The organism is Sphingomonas sp. UV9, from assembly GCF_004101245.1.
Classification (GTDB): domain Bacteria; phylum Pseudomonadota; class Alphaproteobacteria; order Sphingomonadales; family Sphingomonadaceae; genus Sphingomonas.
This window is the reverse complement of sequence record NZ_SCIN01000001.1, coordinates 1,127,453-1,147,779: the sequence shown is the minus strand read 5'-3', so window position 1 is coordinate 1,147,779 and position 20,327 is coordinate 1,127,453. Positions and strand designations below refer to the sequence as shown.

Here is a 20,327-nt window from a genome sequence, read left to right as displayed (position 1 = left end):
TGAACACGATTGCCTCAAGGAAGCCGCATGACCGCTATGACCCTCGCTACCGCCAGACAACGCGGCGCGGCCAGCTCCGGCGGTCGCTTCCTGCGCGTACCTGACGTGATGAAGACCACGGGCCTCGGGAGATCGACGATCTACCGCATGGTCGCGGCCGGTACGGTCCCCCAGCAAGTGAAGCTGACCGTGCAAGCCAGCGGCTGGTGGCAGGCCGACATCGATGATTGGATGCGCGAACGGCTTGCAGTGGGCCCCCTACGATCCTGAGGATTGGGGCCTAAGGGGGCGCTTCGCAAATCAACGAATAACGAAAACGCAGGAAAAACAATATGATGATCGGCGAAAACCGGCAGAGGCCAGGGGCGCCGCCACTAATTGCAACACATCTCGACCTGTCCAGTATGCGGCGGGTTCTGGTGTCGTTGCATGTTCCTACGGCGGCCAATCTCGGTCCCTTGTTGTCCGATGTAGCGACGATCCTTTGGGGGCCGCCGCGAGGGCGCCGCGTTCTGTGCCGGGCGTGCGCCGAATGCTGATCGATACGGCCATTTAACGCCGGCTGGGGTCGATCCCCCAATTTACAGAATGCAGCAGCCACAGCGCAGTTTTAGCGCGATCGCGAAGGACTGGTTGGTCAGTCAGGAAGCGATCTGATCGAAGAGCCGTCGCCCGGGCGGCAGCCTATTCTTAGGACTCGAACGGCGGGCTCTTGGTCTGGCCTTGTTGATCCGAGGCTTGGCCCGCTAGAGTTGTCGAGGATGCTAAAGAAGCACCGCGGTGAGGCTGCTGCGTATCGTCGATACGGCGAGCGGCGACGCCGTTGAACAGGAGAAGAATGCTCGTGAACAATGGCAATTTGGCGCGGAAGCCCGCGTGGTCGCTACATGACGCCCGGACCGCAACTGCTGCAAAGTCGCTGTGCATCGCCTTGCTCACTACTGCGGTGTTCGTCGCCAGTCCTGCCGATGCCCGCGGCCGCTGGACGGAGGCCCAGGCGAAAACCTGGTACGCGGCGCAACCGTGGTTGGTCGGCGCGAATTATGCGCCCGCCACCGCGATCAACCAGCTCGAAATGTGGCAGGCGGCGACCTGGGATCCGAAGCGGATCGACTACGAACTCGGCCTTGCGCAGGGCATCGGCATGAACACGATGCGCGTGTTTCTCCACGACCAGCTCTGGCAGCAGGACCCGGAAGGCTTCAAGCAGCGGATCGCCGCGTTCCTGGCGATGGCCAAGGCGCACAAGATCAAGCCGCTGTTCGTGCTGTTCGACAGTTGCTGGGATCCGGACCCGAAACTCGGGCCACAGCATCCGCCGATCCCCGGTGTGCATAATTCTGGCTGGGTGCAGGGACCGGGGCTACCGGGCCTGCGCGATCGCACGCGATATCCCGGCTACAAGTCGTATGTGCAGGGCGTTATCGGCGCGTTTGCAAAGGACGACCGGATCCTTGGCTGGGACGTCTGGAACGAGCCCGACAATGGCGCGGATCAATATAGGGGGCAGGAGGGCAAGGAGCCGCTCGTCCGCGCGCTGCTGGCGCAGGTGTTCGACTGGGCGCGCGACGCCGATCCGACGCAGCCGCTGACCTCGGGGGTGTGGATCGGCGATGACTGGGCGCCGGGCGGCAAGACGTCGCCGATGGAAAAGCTCCAGCTCGCGCAATCGGACGTGGTGACGTTCCACGACTATAGCTGGCCAGAGACGTTCGAGCGGCGGATCAAGCAGCTGCTCGCCTATAATCGCCCGATCATCTGCACCGAGTATATGGCGCGCGGCAACGGCTCGACCTTCGATGGATCGCTGCCGATCGGCAAGCGCCACAATGTCGGGATGATCAACTGGGGGTTCGTCGACGGGAAGACGCAGACGCGGCTCCCTTGGGACAGCTGGCAGAAGCCGTACGTGCTGGCCGAGCCGACGATCTGGTTCCACGAGGTGTTCCGGAACAACGGCACGCCGTATCGGCAGGCTGAAACCGACCTCATCCGCCGATTGAGCGCGGCGCCGAAGGGCGTCGTACCGGCGGTCCCCTCCGATACGTCAGCGTCAGGTCGACAACGCTGAAGCGTCAGGCAGCCTCGTCTTCGCATAGAAGGCGATGCTGCCTGCGCGCTGCGTGGTTGTCGCACGCTACCCGACCGTCTGGGCGCTCCGATTTTTAGGAGCCGTGCCGTGGCAGCATATCGACCAATGGAGTAATGTAATCCTTTACATAGACAATTTATAACAATAATACTTGTCCAAGCTGACGCTAAGACGTCGGGAAAGGAGAGGTGAGCATGATCACAGCGGATGCGGCGATCAGTAAAGCACGTACCGTATTCCGTTAAAATCGGATCGAGTCGCTGTGTGTTCTAGCCAAGACCTGCGCAGGCATGACGGTCGGCGAGTTACTGATGGGCGTGATCGGATGACGACTACGGCACGTGCTCGATAGAAAATTTCCAGTTATCGTTACCAGCCATTCAGTTAATCTAGTCTTAATATACCTGAGCGAACGTTGGTTAGCATAGTATATTGACGATACTGACTCGTGTCTGATGCAGAGATATTGGGAAACCTGTACGCGATAGGAAGCTGCGGTATCGGTAACGCAATCTATACGACAAAACGTTTCCAGGTGAATCGCGCATCGTGCTTATTATAGTCAAATTTCGATGGAGTGAGCGCATGGCGCGGCCGATTTCTTTGTGAGGGTTGGCAAGGAAATGGCTTCGGCCTCGTGCTTTCCCCTTTCGTTCGCGTTCGTCGTTCCGCCCGTGAGGTGGTCGACCATGCGGTTAAAAGCGCGCGGACTATTTGATCCATGGATACTTCAGGGGAAATGTCATGAAGGTGCTCATCATGGAGGCTGCAGTAACGCTGAACTCAAATAGGTATAGCCTGCCTATGATAAGCGTAGATATATCTACGTAATTTATAATGTAAGCATTGAGTTGTTTATTTGTCGAATACTGTTTCTTAAAAAAAATCGAGCAGTTATGGCTCAAGGTGAATAAAAACGAATCTGATTAATTTGGATCGGTACAGGGAGAGGAAGTATGAAGAGATTTACGGCACATACATGTGTGTTGCTTAGCAGCGTATTCGTCTCTGCTCCTGCGTTTGCGCAGGATGTAACCGCACCCGCGCCCGGATCGGTTCAGGGCGGGGCCACCCCGCTTCCCCAGGAACCGACACCGGCGACCGCCGAGGTGGGCCAGGATAGCCCGGGCGCAGGCGAAGAGATCGTCGTTACCGGCATCCGCAGCAGCCTGGCCAATTCGGCGCGTGTAAAACGTGACTCGCAGCAGATCGTCGACAGCATCAGTGCAGAGGATGTCGGAAAATTTCCTGACTCGAACATTGCCGAGTCCCTCCAGCGTATTACCGGTGTCGCGATCGACCGGTCCGGCGGCGAGGGCCAGTTCATTACGGTTCGTGGCTTGGGGCCGGAATTCAATACGGTGCTGGTCAACGGCCGCGTCATGGCGACCGACAATCCCGGACGCGAATTCTCGTTCGATGTGCTGTCGTCCAACATGATCCAGCGCACCGACGTGTTCAAGTCGAACGTACCCGAACTGCAGGAGGGTGGTATCGGGGCGACCGTGAATATCATCACCGCCCGCCCGTTGGCCGGGCGCAGCGGGTTCCATTTCTCGGCCTCGGCCGGTGCCATCTACGATACGTTGCGCGAGAAGGCCGGGCCGGATACGTCCGCCACCGCATCGTGGACCAATGACGAAAAGACCTTTGGCGTGGTGCTGTCGGGGTCGTACACCAAAAGAAAGAACCAGGACGACTCGATCGGCATCGACGGGTGGATCAACGGCCGGCCCGATATCATCTCGGTGATCGGCGGCACGCCGACGCTGATCACCGGCGCCGACACTCGATACCCGCAATCGGGCAACGTCAACGTTCCCCAGAGCCTCTATTATCAGCGTACGCAGGAAGAGCGCGAGCGGATCAATCTTGCCGGTGCGGTCCAGTTCAAACCGCGCGATAATCTCGAGATCACCGTCGACGGCATCTATTCGAAGTTCAACGTGTCGGGGGTGGTCCGCAAAATGGATAACTTCCTGGCCGCGCCCTATTACGCGCCGACCTTCGACGGCAACGGGACGGCGACCGGGCTTGGCATGATCGGTGCCGACTTCATCGCCCAAAACCCGCAGTTCCTGGAGGCCAATCGCGACAGGCTGACCAATAACGGCCTCAACGCCAAGATCGACCATGTCTACAATCTGACCAACCGGCAGTCCAAAAGCTATCAGATCGGCGGCAACATCAAGTGGAACCCGGCCGACAATGTCGAGGTGCGGCTCGATGCGTCGGTCACGGGAGCGAACCGCGTCTCGCCGAACCAGTATCTCGTGATCGGTGCGTTGCTGCCGTACAGCTACCAGTTCGATCTGAACGCCGGCCAGGGACTGCCGACTGCATCGTTCGACAATGCGATCATCAACGATCCCGCCCGGATGCGGCTGCATTACATGGGCATCGACAGCAACCGCTCTCGTGATCGCGGCTCCGAGTACCATTTGGACACGAAGTACGATGTCGAAGACTCGATATTGAAGACGGTGCTTATTGGTGGATCCTACACCGAGCGGCGCAAGATCAATCGGTCGTTCAACAACAGCGACTCAAACTGCACCTATTGCGGATACCAGGTTCCGATCGGGTCGGGCATCCTTGAGGCCTATGATTGGCGCAACCTTCTGGGCGGCGGAAAGAATATTCCCCCCTCGGTGTTCCAGTTCGACCCTGGGGCCTTCCTTGCGTATCTCAACGATCCCGCAACCTTGTCCATTCCGACCAACGGCCGCACGCCCGAGCAGCAGGCCGCGTACGCACAGCAGGTGCTCGCGCTGCCGGGCGGACCGTTCGGCGTTCGCGAGCAGCTTCGCGGAACGGTGAACGTCCAGGAGAAGCTGACCGCGGGCTATATCAGCATGCAGTTCGGCGGCTCGCGCTGGTCGGGCAACGTCGGCGTGCGGGTCATCCAGACCGATGTCGTGTCGTCGGGCTTCGACACACCCGTCACCAACATCGCCAACACCCCCGGCGACGATACCCTGCAATACAGCTACGGGCCGGCGACGGCGGTGACGGTACGCAACAGCTACGTCAACGCCCTGCCGTCGGCGAACATCAGGTTCAACGTTACCGAGAAACTGCTGGCGCGCGCTGCATTCTCGCAAACGGTTACCCGCCCGACGCTGACCGATCTCGGCGTTAACAATGACTTTGGCGGACGCATTTCGGTGCCGCAGTCGAGTGGTGGTAACCCGAACCTGTTGCCGTTCAAGTCCACCAACTACGACGTCTCGGTAGAATGGTACGTCACGCCGGTCAGCTACTTCAGCGTCGGCGGATTCTACAAGGACCTGAGCAACTTCCTCGAACTCCAGACGCTGCCGGTAAACCGGTTCGGCCGCGTGTTCCAGGACACGCGCACCCGCAACGGGCAGAACGGCTATATCCGCGGTATCGAAGTGGGCGCCCAATATGCGTTCGACTGGCTTCCCGGCTTTGCCTCGGGTTTCGGTGTCACCGGCAACTACACGTACGTGGACAGCAAGGTGCAGCGCGATCAGACGCTTGCCGACTATGACTGCGGCTATAACGGACTGTCGCCGCATTCCGCCAACGGCAGCGTCTTCTACGAGAAATTCGGCATTTCGGCACGCGCATCGTACAATTGGCGCTCGGATTACTTGCGCCAATGCCGGTCGAGCCAGGGTCGCCCCCGCAACCGGTCCTCTTACGGCCAGCTCGACTTCAACGTCGGCTATGACCTCACTTCGAACTTCCAGGTCTATGTTCAGGGCGTCAACGTCACCAACGAGCGGGTGAACGAATGGTCGGCCGTCGAAGACCGCTTCCTGTTGCTTCAGGAAACGGGCCCCCGGTACAATTTCGGCGTGCGCGTGAAGTTCTGATCTCAGGATCCGTATCCGGACCACGACCGAGCAAAATGCGCTTGGTCGTGGAACGGATAGGAGGGGGCCCAGCTTACGGGAGCGAGAGTGCCATACGGCGCACAGCGAGCGCGGCCACGTTGTTATCCGACGGATAGCGATACGTGGACGAGTAATCCTCCAAGCCGACTGTCTTCCAGGAAAAGCGTACCGCCAAGAGCCGCCGCCTAGCTGCTCGTCGCGAGACCGGCGGCGCCGCTCGCGCAGGCGGGGGCGTCTTCGAGGCGGCGAAAAGGCAGCAACGCCTCGGCACGACAATGTGGCGGGATGCCAGTGCCATCATCATCCACGGCGATCAGCGGCACCGACCCGGTCAGCGCCCGATGCGTGTCTGCAAGGCCGTGCGCAAGTTTGTGTGCTCCGTCCGATTGCAGTCTTTCCGCCACTCCGCCACGATCGCCGCAAACAGATAAGCGAGAGGTCCCGATGGCGCATTACGGCGATTATCAGCATGCGATCTATGGCGCAGGCCTGCGCGGCCTGCTGCCGACGCTGCCGGTCGATTTCGCGACGCTCGAACGGCGCGCGAGCGCGGCGCTGCCGCCGGCGGTGCTGTCGTATCTCCAGGGTGGCTGCGGAGACGAGTTCACGCAAGACGAGAATGCGCGTGCGTTTCGCCATTGGGGGCTCGTGCCGCGGATGATGGTCGATTGCAGCCGGCGCGACCTGTCGATCGACTTGTTCGGGATGACGCTGCCGACGCCGCTGTTCATGGCCCCGGTCGGGATCAACGGAATCTGCACGCAGGACCAGCATGGCGACCTGGCGGCGGCGCGGGCGTCCGGCATGACCGGAGTGCCGCTGATGGCGTCGACGCTGTCGAACGATCCGCTCGAGACGGTGGCGGACGCGCTTGGCGACACCCCCGGCTTGTTCCAGCTTTATACGCCCAAGGACGTTGGTGTCGCGGAGAGCCTGGTCCGGCGCGCGGAGGCTGCAGGGTATAAGGCGATCGTCGTGACGCTCGATACCTGGGTGACGGGGTGGCGACCGCGCGACCTGAATGCGGCGAATTTTCCGCAGCTTCGTGGCGCTGTGCTGATGAACTATTTCTCCGACCCCGCCTTCCGCACATTGCTCGCCAAGCCGCCCGAGGAGGATCCGGCGGCGGCGATCGGGGCTTGGGCCGCGACGTTCGGGCGTGTGCTAACCTGGGCGGACATGCCGTGGCTCCGGTCGCTGACGACGCTGCCGATCGTGCTCAAGGGTATCTGCCATCCAGACGACGCTCGACGCGCGATCGACGAAGGCGCGGACGGGATCTATTGTTCGAACCATGGCGGCCGGCAGGCCAATGGCGGGATCGCCGCGATCGACCTGCTGCCCGATGTTGTCGCCGCATCCGGATCGACCCCGGTGCTGTTCGACTCCGGCGTTCGATCGGGGACCGATGTGGTCAAGGCGCTTGCTCTAGGCGCGACCGCCGTGGGTGTCGGCCGGCCTTATACCTATGGGCTCGCGCTGGACGGCGCGGCAGGCGCCGCGCATGTTCTCAAATGTCTGCTGGCCGAGGCGGACCTGTTGATGGCGGTGAACGGCTATCCGACTATTGCCGACGTCCGTGGGGCGGGCGCTGTACGCCAGCACCCCTGAGGACGCTCAGTCGATCCGGTATTGGATCGGCTTGAAGCTGCCACCGTTGGATTGGAGTGCCGAGCAGGCGGTCATGCCGATCACCAGGTCCATCGCGGCGCGGAAGACGATCGTGTCACCGGCTTTGCTCAGCGGCGGTTCGACCGTGAACTCGCCGGTTTCGCCGTTGATCGGCACGTTCATGAAGCAGTTGAACGCCACCGGAATCTGGTCCGGCTCGATTTCCCACGGCGCCAATGCCTCCGCGAGATTGCCGAAGCAGCCGCGGTGTGGATCGGTATCGCCGTAGATGATCGCAAACGTCTCCTTCGAGCATGGCGTCAGTAGGAAGTCGTGCCGGCCGACATCGTCCGAAACGATCTCAAGCATCACGTTGCTGCGGTTCGAATAGAGCAGGTCGCCGGTCGTCAGATACAGTCGGCTCGCATAATCGAGCGTCCGCCCCGACGAGATCGCCTCGCGGATATCGGCGCGGTTGTAGGCCAGCAGGTCCGAGACCTGGCGACCCTGGGGATCGATCACCGTCAGGGTCTGGCCCTTGTCGAGCGTGAAACCAGCGCCCGAGCGTGGTGGAATCGTCTTGATGTCAGCCACGCGCTTCACCTCGCTTGAAAGGGCATTTCCAGGATTCGTCGACCACGCGGCCGCTATATTGCCGCGCCTCGCTACTTTCGCCGTGACGCGCGAGCATCGGGTTCATCGAGCCGGCAAATTCGAGATCGCGTGCGAGGATCGACGAGCGCAGCTTGTCGTAGCGCTGCTGGTCGCGAAGTACCTCGAACTGGTCGTGCAGGTTGAAGACCATGGCCGGCGATTCGAATTTACGCGCCGGACGGCTCGCGTTCGGGTGGAGGCCGACGACGAAAAAAGCCTCGCCGGCAAAACTCAAAGAAAAATGCGGATCGTCGGGATCGCTGCTGACCGAGGGGTCGGGCTGATAGCCGAGCCACGAATCCTTGTCGCTGAGCGACTGCGCCCGGGCCCAGAGATGCGCCTCGAACTGCTCTTCGGACAACAAGGCAGGAGCCTCGAACACCACGATGAGGGTCCGAAATATCGCGCGATCCTCGCGGTATTTGCGGACGGTTTCGCCCAGTGCGGGAGAAATTCTCATGTCATCCCAAGCAGATCGCACGTCCCGAGCGACGAGAATATCCATCTGACCTTTGGCGAGTGCGGACTTTGCTCCGACGCAGGGAAACTGTGGCGCCTGTACGGTTTCGATGAACTTGCGCGCGAGCGGATGGTCGTTTTGGAAGATTGGCTGATACATGGTCGGGGACGAACCCGCGAGCGAAGCCAATGTTTCGCCCGTGACACATTCTTTGATATGTATCAGTACGAATCCCGATCTGTTCTTTTACGCCGCAGGTCGGTACGGGAATACGCGGAAAAGGGGCCTGGATGATCTCGGAAAAGTTTCTCATGGGGCGCGGCCGGCATGAGTTGAGCGACGAAGAAAAGCAGGTGTTGGAGGACAGCATCGCATCCGTGCGACAGGTTCCCGCGCGCAAGCAGATCGTGAAGACCGGGGTGCTGATCGACACGAGCACGCTGCTGATCGAAGGCTTTATCTGTCGCTATATGGACGACCGCGAGGGGCATCGGCAGTTGGTCGCGGTGCACGTTCCCGGCGATTTCGTCGATCTTCATGCTTTTCCGATGAAGCGGCTGGACCACGACATCGCGACACTCGGGCCTGTGAAGATCGCCTGTTTCGAGCATCGTACGCTGCAGACGATCACCGAGCGCTATCCGCATCTGACGCAGAAGCTCTGGTTCAGTACGCTGCTCGACGCGGCGATGCACCGCGAGTGGATTTTCCGTCTCGGACGCCTCGGTGCGGAAGGACGGGTCGCGCATCTGTTCTGCGAACTGAACGTACGGCTCGAGATGGTCGGGATGGCCGCCGACGGGCGCTTCATGCTGCCGATGACCCAGCCCGATCTCGCCGAGGCAAGCGGGCTGACCGGGGTGCATGTGAACCGCGTGCTGAGGGCGCTGCGCGAGAAAAATCTGCTGACCTTCAAGGCAGGTGAGGTGAATATCCTGGATCGTAAGGCGCTCGCAGCCGTTGCGGAGTTCGAACCACAATATCTGTACGGTTCCCGAGGCGACTGACGACGACCCAACACCGAGGGGATCGATATCAGGTGCCGTCGGGGTCACCGGGGCCTGGAGCGCGATAATGTTGAAGCCGGAAACGAGACCGGGCGTAGCGGCGGCGGAGAACGGGCTGGTCACGCTAGACGGTCCCGTCGGACTGGCGATCGCGATGACCCCGGAGGCGGCGGCGGAGACGGGGCGCCGGCTGATCGCGGCGGCGGATATCGCTGCGAAGCAGGCGAGCGACGCGTTGCCGCTGGATTGAGCGAAGCGCACACCCCGCGGGGCGGGTGAGGGGCTGATTACCCTGCGCGGCTTCCTCTGTGTGACTTTATCTCTATGCTACGGGCACATCGACCGGGAGATCCATGTGCAGTTTCTATACCTTGCCGCCAGTGCCGTCGCGCTGATGGCGTCTACCTCCGTTGTCGCGCAGGTCGCGCCGGCCACAACGCCAGCCGCAAATCCTCTGCTCGCCGACTGGACCGGCCCGATGGGCGGGGTGCCGCCCTGGGACAAGGTTCGCCCCGAGCTTTTTCCGCAGGCGTTCGAGACGACGCTGGCCGAGCGTGCCGCCGACTACCGCAAGATCGCCGATAACCGGGCCAAGCCGACCTTCGCCAACACGATCGTGCCGATGCAGCTGGCGGGCAAGCGCTACGGCCAAGTGATGACGCTGTTCGGTGTGATGACCGGCAACATGAATACGCCCGCCTATCAGAAGCTCGATCGCGAATGGTCGCCGAAATTCTCGGCCGCGTCGGATGCGATCACGTTCGACAAGCCGCTGTTCGCGCGGATCCAGGCGATCTACGACGCGCGCAATTCCAGTGGACTGAACGCGCAGCAGATCCGGCTCGTGACGCGGATCTACGACAGCTATGTGCGGCAGGGCGCCAAGCTGAACGACGCGCAGAAGGCGCAGCTTTCGCAGTATAACCAGCAGCTCGCGACCGCGTTCTCGACGTTCGGCGAGAAGCTGCTGGCGGACGAGAGTAAGGCGATTGCGGTCACCGACGAGGCGCAGCTTGCCGGGCTTCCCGACAGCGTGAAGGCAGTCGCCAAGGCAGCCGCCGCCGAGCGGAAGCTGCCGGGCTTCGCGATCGTCAACACGCGCTCGGCGGTCGATCCGGTGCTGACCTACGCCACCGACCGTGCGCTGCGCGAGAAGGTCTGGCGCGCGTTCGTCAATCGCGGCGACAATGGCGATGCGAATGATACCAACGCGACCATCGCTCAGATCGTCAAGCTGCGTGCCGACCGCGCGCACCTGCTCGGGTTCAAGACGCATGCCGACTGGCGGATGCAGGATACGATGGCCAAGACGCCCGCCGCGGCGATGGACCTGATGATGCGCGTCTGGCCCGCCGCCAAGGGGCGCGTTGCCGAAGAGGTCGCGGATATGCAGAAGGTCGCCGGCACGTCGCTGACGATCGAGCCGTGGGATTACCGCTTCTACCAAGAGAAGGTCCGCAAGGCGCGGTACGATCTGGATCAGGCGCAGCTGAAGCCGTATTTCGAGCTCGGCAATATCATCCAGGGGTCGCTGTACGCCGCCAACCGTCTGTACGGGCTGAGCTTCAAGGAGATCACCGGGACGGTGCCGGTGTTCGAGCCGAACATGCGCGTGTGGAGCGTGACGGACAAGGCCGGCAAGGCCGTCGGGCTGTTCTACCGCGACGATTTCGCGCGGACCGGCAAGCGGTCGGGCGCATGGGCGAACACCTATCGCGGCCAGCGCGGCCTTGCCCCGGCACAGCTCGTGCTGTCGTCGAACAACAACAACTTCGCCAAGGGCGCACCCGGCGAGCCGATCCTGATCAGCCTCGACGATGCGCAGACGCTGTTCCACGAGTTCGGCCATGCCATCCACGCGATGCTGCAGAACGTCGAATATCCGGGGCTTGCGGGCACGCCGCGCGACTTCGTGGAGTATCCGAGCCAGGTGAACGAGCATTGGCTGCTCACCCGCGACGTGCTGGACAAGTACGCGCGGCACTACCAGACCAAGGCGGCGATGCCGCAGGACCTGCTCGACAAGATCGAGAAGTCGCGGACCTTCAACCAGGGGTTCGCGACAACGGAGTATCTGTCGTCGGCGATCGTCGACATGAAGATTCACACCGTCCCCGACGGCGTGATCGACCCCGACAAGTTCGAGGCTGCGACGCTTGCCGAGATCGGCATGCCGAAGCAGCTGGTGATGCGTCATCGCGTGCCGCAGTTCCAGCACCTGTTCTCGTCCGACAGCTATTCCGCGGGCTATTACAGTTACTTGTGGTCCGAGACGATGGACGCCGACACGTTTGCGGCGTTCGAGGAGGCTGGCAGTCCGTGGGACAAGCCGACCGCGGACAAGTTCGCCAAGGTGCTGCTGTCGACCGGCAACGAGACCGACCGCGCGGAGGCGTATCGCGCGTTCCGCGGGCGCGATCCGGACGTCAATGCACTGCTCAAGAAGCGCGGCTTTGCCCCCACGCCAGCGACTCAGGGGACTAAGTGATGACGAGCACGACGATCGTGCCCGAAAAGAACCACCGGCTGAAATCGATCCTCGGTGGGTCGGCGGGTAATCTCGTCGAGTGGTTCGACTGGTACGTCTACTCCGCGTTCGGGCTGTATTTCGCGCCGGTGTTCTTCCCCAAGGGCAATTCGACCGCGCAGCTGATGAGCGTCGCCGCGGTGTTCGCGGTCGGCTTCCTCATGCGGCCGATCGGCGCGTGGGTGATGGGCATCTACGCCGATCGCCACGGCCGCAAATCGGGCCTGACGCTGTCGGTGACGCTGATGTGCGCGGGCTCGTTCCTGATCGCGATCACGCCGGGGTTCGCGACGATCGGCTGGGTCGCTCCCGCCTTGCTGATCCTAGCGCGGCTGATGCAGGGCCTCAGCGTCGGCGGCGAATATGGCGCGAGCGCGGTGTATCTGTCTGAAATGGCCGGCAAGTCGCGGCGCGGCTTCTTCTCCAGCTTTCAGTATGTCACGCTGATCGCGGGGCAGTTGCTCGCGCTCGGGGTGCTGCTGCTGTTGCAGGGGACGCTCAGCGAAGGACAGCTTGATGCGTGGGGCTGGCGTATTCCGTTCGCGATCGGCGGCGTGTTGGCGCTCGTCGTGTTCCGTATCCGTCGCGGACTGCTCGAAACCGAGAGCTATCAGAACGCCAAGGCTGACGGCACGCCGAAATCGAGCGGGTGGCTGCTGTTCAGCAAATATCCGCGCGAGGCGTTCACCGTGCTGCTGCTGACCGCAGGCGGCACGCTCGCCTTCTATGCGTACACGACGTACATGCAGAAGTTCCTGGTCAACACGAGCGGGTTCAGCCGCGAATCTGCCACGCTGATCATGACCGCGACGCTGGCGTTGTACGCCGCGTTCCAGCCGGCCGCGGGTGCGCTGTCCGACCGGATCGGGCGCAAGCCGCTGATGGTCGGGTTCGGCATCGCCGGCGTGCTGTTCACCGTGCCGATCTTCACCGTGCTCGAAACCGCGACCAACCCCTATCTGGCATTCGGTCTGGTGGTCGGATCGCTGTTCATCGTCACCGGCTACACCGCGATCAACGCGGTGGTGAAGGCGGAACTGTTCCCCGCGCACGTCCGCGCGCTGGGGGTGGCGTTGCCCTATGCGCTGGCGAACACGATGTTCGGCGGGACCGCGGAATATGTAGCGCTGTGGCTCAAGAACGAGGGCATGGAGCGCGGCTTCTACTGGTATGTGACGGCCATGATCGGCGTGTCGCTGATCGTGTACCTCCGCATGAAGGACACGCGGGCGCACAGCCAGATCCTGGAGGACTAGGGGAACCGAACGATCCTCCACCGCCAGGGGGGGGGGCTGGCTCTTGCCAGACGGAGGGGGAGGTAAGGGAAACCGCAGTTGCGTATCCTCCCCCTCCGTCACCTGCGGCGCCACCTCCCCCTGGCGGGGGAGGACCCTCCAAAGTCTACCGCGGCAATTCGATAATCGCATCAAGGCCACCGCCAGCCTGATCGGACGGCGCGCGGTTCACCAGACGAATCTCGCCGCCAGCCTCACGCACGATCGCGCGGGCAAGCGCCAAGCCGAGCCCGATCCCGCCCGTCTCGCGGTTGCGCGAGCTTTCCAGCCGCGTGAACGCGTCGAAGACGTCGCCCATCCGGTGCTCGGGGATGCCGGGCCCTTGGTCCGCGACGACGATCGCGACCGAGCGCGCACGCTCCTCGACGCGCACCTCCGCCGACACGCCGTATTTTACCGCATTCTCGATCAGATTGCGCACCGCGCGGCGCATCAGCGACGGCCGCAACCGCATCCGCAAGCGGTCCGCCTCGACGAAGCTCACGTCGCTGCCGATGTCGCGGAAATCCTCGACGACGGCATCGACCAGCGCCGCGAGGTCGACATCGGTCGGCGGTTCGCTCGGCCGCCCCAGTCGTGCCAGCGACAGGATATCGTCGAGCGTGCGGTTCATCTCGGCGACCGTCTCGATCATCTTTGCACGGTCAATGTCGTCCTCGACCGACTCGATACGCACCCGCAACGCCGCCAACGGCGTGCGCAGGTCATGCCCGATCGCGCCAAGCATCCGGTCCTTCTCGTCGAGCATCGCCGTCACACGCAGCCTGAGCGCGTTGAACGCGGTGATCAGCGCGGCCACGTCGTCGGGCCCTTCGGTGGGCATCGGCGTGCCGGGCTCGCCTGGTCGAAACCGTTCCGCCGCCGCGCGCAGGTCGCGTAGTGGACGCGACAGCCGGCGGACGATCCACAGCACGGGCAGCAGCACGATGATGTAGAGGATTGCGGTCTGGCTAAGCAACGCGAGCAGCAGGCGCGGCCCCGGCTGGGGCCATGGCGCGGTGGTCGTCAGCCAGTCGCGACCGGGCTGCTCGACCGCGATCAGCAGCGTGGCGCCATCGCGATCGACGCGTCGGTTGACCGCGCGGCGTCGGTCGTCGTTGGTCCGCCCATCGTCATCGTCTGACGAGGGGCGGAGGCCGGTGTCGATCCGTCCGACCGTGACGCCCTGTTCGGCGAGTTGGCGGCGCAGTTCTGCGGCGACCTCGGGATGACGCTCATACCCGATCGGCGGGATCGGATCGGCGGCCATGCGGCGAACCCGGCCGCGATCTGCGACGAGTGGTCGACCGCCATGCGCCTCGCGGTCGAGCGCATCTGCGATCCGGGAGGCGACCGGTCGCGTCGCCTGCATCAAGCGGAACTCGACCCGATCGCGCAGGACCAGGCCGAAATTGATCGCCTGCGCCACAAACAGCGCGAGCGCGATCAACAGCGCCATCTGCCCGGCGAGACTGCGCGGCCACGGCCGAAATCGAGTCACGATCTGTCGATCAAAGGGTGTTCACAACCGCGTGACTTCTGCAGCCAGCGTGTAGCCGCCGCCCCACACCGTCTTGATCAGTTCCGGAGACTTCGCATCCGCCTCGATCTTGCGCCGCAGGCGGCTGACTTGGTTGTCGATCGCACGGTCGAACGCGGCGGCCTCGCGGCCCTGAGTCAGGTCCAGCAACTGGTCGCGCGTGAGCACCTGCCGAGGCCGCGTGACGAGGGCGAGGAGCAGGTTGTATTCACCCGTCGACAGCGGCACCGACACGCCCTCGCGGTCGACCAGCGCGCGTTCGCCCGACTTCAGGACCCAGCCGGCAAAGGCGTAGGCGTTCGCCTCGGGCGCATGCTGGCGCGCACCGCCTGCGGTCGCGCGGCGCAGGATCACTTTCACGCGTGTCGCCAGTTCGCGCGGCGAGAACGGCTTCACGACATAATCATCGGCGCCCATTTCGAGCCCGACGATACGGTCGGTTTCCTCGGTGCGTGCGGTCAGCAGGATTACCGGCACGTCGCTGGTCGCAGCGATATGGCGGCACAGCGACAGGCCGTCCTCGCCGGGCATCATGATGTCGAGGATGACGAGGTCGATCGCATAGGCGGTCAGCCGCGTTCGCGCGCTCTCGGCATCGCCCGCCTGCGTGACGCGAAACCCCTGTTTGGTGAGGTACGCGGCCAACGGCTCACGGATCGAGCGCTCGTCGTCGACGAGCAGCAGATGCGGCATATCTCCCATCGGGGCAGTGTCTAGCATGGCGGCTGTCCAGGGGAAGCATCGGGGTTGCCCCGATGCCTCCCCATTTTCCGGTTATTGGGCAGGAGCGGGGGCGGGAACCGGCCGGGTTGCGCCCTCGCGACGTTCGCGGCGATCGACGTGCCGCATCTCGGCGGCGTTGGCGCGCTCGGTCGCGTCGATCCGGCCGTCGTGATTGGCATCCACCCGGTCGAAGCGCTTGAGCGCGCGTGCCTGGAACTCCTCGCGGGTGACGCTGCCGTCGCGGTTCGGATCCATCCGCCGACCCATGCCGTCATGCTTGGCGCCACCCGGGGGCGGGACGGGAGCGTCACGACCGCGGGCGACCATGCGATCACGCATCGCCGTGCGATAGGCGCGCATCTCGCCGGCGCTTACGCGACCGTCGCGGTCGGTATCCATCTGTGCGAAGCGCGCATCGGCCTGCGCGATCGCTTCGGCGCGCGTGACGACACCGTCGCGATTGGCATCCTGGCGCATTGCTGCGCGCGGCGCCGGCGTGCCAGCCGTCTGATTGGCGGGACTGGGGGCGGTCTGAGCGCTGCACGCGGCGGACGTGAGCGCGCTCGCGGCAAGCATCAGGGTGAGGACGGTCTTACGCATCTCGGTCTCCAACTGGTGGGACAATTCCCATCGAATGAAGACGGTCTAACCCCCGGTTGTCGCAGGCTTTTGCCGCCGGGTCGGCAATGTGTCGCAAGATATGTCGGATCAGGCGAAGATCGCAACGCTCTGCATCTGTTCGGCGACCGGCGTGCCGTCGGCGTTCCAGATCGCCATCTGCTGGCTCGAACTGCCCTCCCGCGTGTACTCGGTGGTCGCGCGGAGCAGCCACCAGCCGTCCCGCGTCACCGGCTGCGGCCCGAGGATGTTGAGCAGCCACGTCATCGAACTCAGCGGGGCGGGGCCACCGAGCAGCTTCAGCGCGGCGGGCGGCAGGCAGTCGGCGATCGCGATCATCTCGACCATCGGATCGAGGCCCTCGCGCTCGACCAGTCGCGCCCAGCGCAGCCACTCGGCGGGCCCGACGCTGTCGTCGCGACGATCGAGCAGGTCGAAGTTGCGCGAGAACGCCACCGCGCTGTGACCGCGAAAGGTCTGCGTGTCGGCACCCGGCATCGGGAAGTCGGGCGCCCGACCGGTCTGGTGATCGACTCGCGATTCGACTGCGGCCATGAAGACGAACGTTGCGCGCAGGCCGAGCCCGGCCGCACTCTCGACATCCGCCTCGACGAACGCGGCGTTGCGGCCACGGCGCAGGCGACGCGCGCGGATCGTGATGTCGCCCGACAACGGCCCGATGAACGACACCTGCGCGGACCGCAGCGGCGGCAGGTCGACGTCCGACTGCTGCGCGGCATGCAGCGCGAGTGCGGCGGAGAAGCCGCCATACGCCGTGCGTCCCTGCGTCCAATTCTCCGGCACCGTCCCGCGCCAACCATCTTCGGTCGGCTCCAGCGCATCCATCGCCTGTTTGAGGGTCGTCATGCGTGCACTCCCGTGAGCCGATCGCGGAGTTCGCGCTTGAGGACTTTGCCGATCGCGCTGCGTGGCAGTTCGTCCGCGACGTGGAGTGCCGACAGACGCTGGGTCTTGCCGAGCTGCGCGTTCGCCCACGCCAGGATCGCCGGCACATCTTCGGTCGTGCCGTCACGCGGCACGTAGAAGCCGACCGGCGTTTCGCCCCACGCGTCTGACGGGACGCCGATCACCGCGCAGTCCGCCACCGCGGGATGCTGGGCCAGCACCGCTTCCAGATCCGACGGATAGATGTTGAAGCCGCCCGAAATGATCAGGTCCTTCTTGCGGTCCATCAGCGTGAGAAAGCCGTCCTCGTCGAACCGCCCGACATCGCCGTGGCGGATGTAGCGATTGCCAGCGGAGTCATGCCATTCGGCGTCGCGCGTCGCGTCGGCGCGGCCGTGATAGCCGTTCATCATCGCCGGGCTGCGGCCGACGACCTCGCCCATCTCGCCGGGTGCGACCTCATTGCCGTCGTCGTCGATCAGGCGGATCTCGTGGCCCGCCATCGGCTGGCCGACGGTGTGCAGCTTGCTCGGGTTCGCGGTGGCGTTGAGCGCGCAACTCGCGCCGCCCTCCGTCATGCCGTAGAATTCCACGAGCAACCCCGGCCAGCGCTCGACGACGTCGGCCTTGAGCGCAGCGGAGAAGGGCGCGCTGGTGCTGGTCTTGAACCGGAAGGCGGACAGGTCGAAGCTGTCGAAATCGGGCAGCGCCATGATCCGCTGATATTGGACCGGCACCAGCATGGTGTGCGTCGCGCGGTATCGTTCGGCGAGTTCGAGATACGCGCGCGCCTCGAACTTCTTCATCATTACCACGGTGCCGCCCCAGCCGAGCGTCGGCAGGAAGCTGACCAGGGTCGTGTTCGAGTACAGCGGCGTGGCGATCATCGTGACCGCGGTGTCGAAGCCTGCGGCGGTATTCCGCGCGATATGCGCCCAGCGCATCGCGTGGCTCTGGACGATGCCCTTGGGCGTGCCGGTGGTGCCGGAGGAATAGATGATGTTGAACGCGTCTTCGGGCGCGATTTGGACGGGTGTTGGCTTGGCACCTTCCGGAGCCAACCAATCCTCGTAAGCTTGTTTTCCCGCGAAGGCGGGAGCCCAGTTTGGGCTCCCGCCTTCGCGGGAGAACATGATGGGGCGGGCTGCAAAAGTTTGCCCTTCCAACGCCCGCGCATTCTCCGCGTCCAGGAACACCAACGGCGCGCCACTATCCGCAATCATCGCCGCGATCGCCGCCGGCGTCGCCGATGGCGCGATCGGGGTCGCGACGCACCCTGCGCGTACCGCACCAAGGAAAGCGGCGGTGTAGTCGGTCGTCGGTGCCGCGACGATCGCGACCGCGTCACCCGGCCTCACGCCATCACGCTGCAACGCGGCCGCAACGCGATCCATCGTCGCATCGAGCGTTCGGTAGTCGATACTGCCCTGTGTGTCGGCGATCGCGGTGCGATCGCCTCGCTCCAGCGCGTGCGCGCCGATCAGGTCGGGCAGGGTGGCGAAGCCGGTGGCGAGCATGTCTGCAGCGGACGTCATGGCCGCACCGCTAGGCGAAGGCGATCGGGAATGCCATACGCGATATTCGAAAAACAAAAGCGAGGATCGTGCCATGCTGTTCTACGATAGTGCGCTGCCCGCGCCCAACCCGCGTCGCGTTCGCATTTTTCTCGCCGAGAAACATATTCGCGTACCGATGGCGCAAATCTCGATCCCGAAGGCCGAGCACAAGTCGGACGCGTTCCTGTCGGTCAATGCGCTCGGCCAGACGCCGGCATTGGCGTTCGACGATGGCCGCGTGCTGACCGAAAGCGTCGCGATCTGCCGCTATTTCGAAGTGCTGCACCCCGAACCGCCGCTGTTCGGTCACGGCGCGCACAACATCGCCGAGATCGACATGTGGACCAGGCGGATCGAGCTCCGGCTGATGACGCCGCTGTCGATGGTCTGGCAGCACACCCACCCCTGGACCGCGCGGATCGTGAAGCCGCAATATACCGAGTTCGGCGAGAGCCAGCGCCCGCGCGTGCTAGCGGCGATGGCGGAGTTCGACCACGCGCTCGACGGCCGCGAGTGGCTTGACGGCGAACGCTATACGATCGCCGACATCGTCCTGCTGACGACCATCGACTTCGCGGGGTTCGTCGGCGTCACGATGCCTGACGAGCTTGCGCACCTGAAGGATTGGCACGCCCGTGCGTCGGCTCGGCCGAGTGCGCAGGCATGAGCGACGTCATGCAGGGTGCGGTCGCGATCGTGACCGGCGGCGGCACGGGGATCGGCGCCGCGGTCGTGCGCCGGCTGGCGGCGCGCGGCGTGTCATGCGTGATAAACTACGCGACCAGCCGCGACGAAGCCGAGGCACTGGCGGTCGACGTGGGGCAGGGCGCGATCGCGGTGCAGGCGAATATCGTCGGCGACGACGCGTGTCGCACGCTCGCGTTGGCGGCGACGGAGGCGTTCGGGCGGATCGACTTCCTCGTCAACAATGCCGGCAAGACCAAGTTCGCCGCGCACGAGGATCTCGACGCGCTCGACGCCGAGGATTTCATCGACATCTACCGCCTGAACGCGATCGCGCCGTTCCAGATGGTCCGCGCCTGCGCCCCGGCGTTGCGCGCGAGCCCAATGGGCGCGGTCGTCAACGTGGCGAGCGTCGCGGGGGTGTTCGGGATGGGATCATCGGTCGCGTACGCCGCGTCGAAGGGCGCGCTGGTGACCATGACGAAGAGCTTGGCGCGCGTGCTGGCGCCGGAGATCCGGGTCAATGCCGTCGCGCCGGGGTATGTCGCGACCGGCTGGTACGAGAAGAAGCTGGGCGAGGAAGGGTTCGCGAAACTCAACGCCAAGGTCGCCGCGTCCGTGCCGATGGGTTTTGCGACCGGGCCTGATGATGTCGCGGGGCCGATCGAGATGCTGCTCGATCCGATGAGTCGGGCGATGACGGGCGAGGTGCTGCTGCTGGATGGCGGCGGACATCTGGATGTTGCGCTGTCGCGGCGGCCGGGTCGCGAGGGGTGAGAACTGAAAGACCTGCATGACCGTGGCAAGCG

17 protein-coding genes are annotated in these 20,327 nt (G+C 64.0%); 10 read left to right on the top strand and 7 right to left on the bottom strand.

The window, feature by feature from the left end; all coding sequences use genetic code 11:
• The first annotated feature begins 27 nt into the window (after window positions 1–27).
• The 4 genes from EQZ23_RS05070 (at window position 28) to EQZ23_RS05055 (ending at window position 7,569) form a co-directional block, all read left to right on the top strand.
• Window positions 28–270: an AlpA family transcriptional regulator gene (locus EQZ23_RS05070; RefSeq protein WP_240663244.1), complete on the top strand. Its 243-nt coding sequence runs from the start codon at window positions 28–30 to the stop codon at window positions 268–270.
• A gap of 568 nt (window positions 271–838) precedes the next feature.
• On the top strand, window positions 839–2,071 hold the full coding sequence (locus EQZ23_RS05065) for a cellulase family glycosylhydrolase (RefSeq protein ID WP_128453301.1): 1,233 nt from the start codon (window positions 839–841) through the stop codon (window positions 2,069–2,071).
• Window positions 2,072–3,201: 1,130 nt separating this feature from the next.
• Window positions 3,202–5,937 carry a TonB-dependent receptor gene (locus tag EQZ23_RS05060; RefSeq protein ID WP_164913379.1) on the top strand — a complete coding sequence of 912 codons (2,736 nt, stop codon included), beginning with the start codon at window positions 3,202–3,204 and terminating at the stop codon, window positions 5,935–5,937.
• A 465-nt stretch (window positions 5,938–6,402) separates the two neighbouring features.
• Window positions 6,403–7,569, top strand: a complete 1,167-nt coding sequence (locus tag EQZ23_RS05055) for an alpha-hydroxy-acid oxidizing protein (RefSeq protein ID WP_128453299.1) — start codon at window positions 6,403–6,405, stop codon at window positions 7,567–7,569.
• Between the two features lie 6 nt (window positions 7,570–7,575).
• Here the strand turns inward: EQZ23_RS05055 and EQZ23_RS05050 are convergent, their stop codons facing one another.
• Both EQZ23_RS05050 and gntA read right to left on the bottom strand, forming a co-directional pair.
• Window positions 7,576–8,163, bottom strand: coding sequence for an urea carboxylase-associated family protein (locus EQZ23_RS05050; RefSeq protein ID WP_128453298.1), 588 nt, complete (start codon window positions 8,161–8,163; stop codon window positions 7,576–7,578).
• Window positions 8,156–8,872, bottom strand: coding sequence for a guanitoxin biosynthesis heme-dependent pre-guanitoxin N-hydroxylase GntA (gene gntA, locus EQZ23_RS05045; protein WP_240663241.1), 717 nt, complete (start codon window positions 8,870–8,872; stop codon window positions 8,156–8,158). The genes EQZ23_RS05050 and gntA overlap by 8 nt, the downstream gene beginning before the upstream one ends.
• A gap of 101 nt (window positions 8,873–8,973) precedes the next feature.
• On the opposite strand from gntA, the gene EQZ23_RS05040 reads away from it, so the two are divergent.
• The 4 genes from EQZ23_RS05040 (at window position 8,974) to EQZ23_RS05025 (ending at window position 13,473) form a co-directional block, all read left to right on the top strand.
• Window positions 8,974–9,690 (top strand): Crp/Fnr family transcriptional regulator, encoded by a 717-nt coding sequence (locus EQZ23_RS05040; RefSeq protein WP_128453297.1) that lies wholly within the window; start codon window positions 8,974–8,976, stop codon window positions 9,688–9,690.
• A 67-nt stretch (window positions 9,691–9,757) separates the two neighbouring features.
• Window positions 9,758–9,940, top strand: a complete 183-nt coding sequence (locus tag EQZ23_RS05035) for a hypothetical protein (RefSeq protein WP_128453296.1) — start codon at window positions 9,758–9,760, stop codon at window positions 9,938–9,940.
• Between the two features lie 105 nt (window positions 9,941–10,045).
• Window positions 10,046–12,178 carry a M3 family metallopeptidase gene (locus EQZ23_RS05030; RefSeq protein WP_128453295.1) on the top strand — a complete coding sequence of 711 codons (2,133 nt, stop codon included), beginning with the start codon at window positions 10,046–10,048 and terminating at the stop codon, window positions 12,176–12,178.
• Window positions 12,178–13,473 carry an MFS transporter gene (locus EQZ23_RS05025; RefSeq protein ID WP_128453294.1) on the top strand — a complete coding sequence of 432 codons (1,296 nt, stop codon included), beginning with the start codon at window positions 12,178–12,180 and terminating at the stop codon, window positions 13,471–13,473. The genes EQZ23_RS05030 and EQZ23_RS05025 overlap by 1 nt, the downstream gene beginning before the upstream one ends.
• Window positions 13,474–13,618: 145 nt before the next feature.
• On the opposite strand, the gene EQZ23_RS05020 is transcribed toward EQZ23_RS05025, so the two are convergent.
• From EQZ23_RS05020 to EQZ23_RS05000, 5 genes are all read right to left on the bottom strand, one after another.
• Window positions 13,619–14,950, bottom strand: a complete 1,332-nt coding sequence (locus EQZ23_RS05020) for a HAMP domain-containing sensor histidine kinase (RefSeq protein WP_128453608.1) — start codon at window positions 14,948–14,950, stop codon at window positions 13,619–13,621.
• Between the two features lie 63 nt (window positions 14,951–15,013).
• Window positions 15,014–15,733, bottom strand: coding sequence for a response regulator (locus tag EQZ23_RS05015; protein ID WP_128453607.1), 720 nt, complete (start codon window positions 15,731–15,733; stop codon window positions 15,014–15,016).
• A gap of 72 nt (window positions 15,734–15,805) precedes the next feature.
• Complete coding sequence (locus tag EQZ23_RS05010) at window positions 15,806–16,354, bottom strand: EF-hand domain-containing protein (RefSeq protein ID WP_128453293.1); 549 nt, start codon at window positions 16,352–16,354, stop codon at window positions 15,806–15,808.
• Window positions 16,355–16,462: 108 nt separating this feature from the next.
• Window positions 16,463–17,239, bottom strand: coding sequence for a thioesterase family protein (locus tag EQZ23_RS05005; RefSeq protein WP_128453292.1), 777 nt, complete (start codon window positions 17,237–17,239; stop codon window positions 16,463–16,465).
• A complete protein-coding gene (locus EQZ23_RS05000) occupies window positions 17,236–18,813 on the bottom strand; it encodes a class I adenylate-forming enzyme family protein (RefSeq protein ID WP_128453291.1) in 1,578 nt (525 codons plus the stop codon). The genes EQZ23_RS05005 and EQZ23_RS05000 overlap by 4 nt, the downstream gene beginning before the upstream one ends.
• 73 nt (window positions 18,814–18,886) lie before the next feature.
• On the opposite strand from EQZ23_RS05000, the gene EQZ23_RS04995 reads away from it, so the two are divergent.
• Window positions 18,887–19,501 carry a glutathione S-transferase family protein gene (locus tag EQZ23_RS04995; protein ID WP_128453290.1) on the top strand — a complete coding sequence of 205 codons (615 nt, stop codon included), beginning with the start codon at window positions 18,887–18,889 and terminating at the stop codon, window positions 19,499–19,501.
• Complete coding sequence (locus tag EQZ23_RS04990; protein WP_128453289.1) at window positions 19,498–20,295, top strand: SDR family oxidoreductase; 798 nt, start codon at window positions 19,498–19,500, stop codon at window positions 20,293–20,295. The genes EQZ23_RS04995 and EQZ23_RS04990 overlap by 4 nt, the downstream gene beginning before the upstream one ends.
• The last annotated feature ends 32 nt before the right edge of the window (window positions 20,296–20,327 follow it).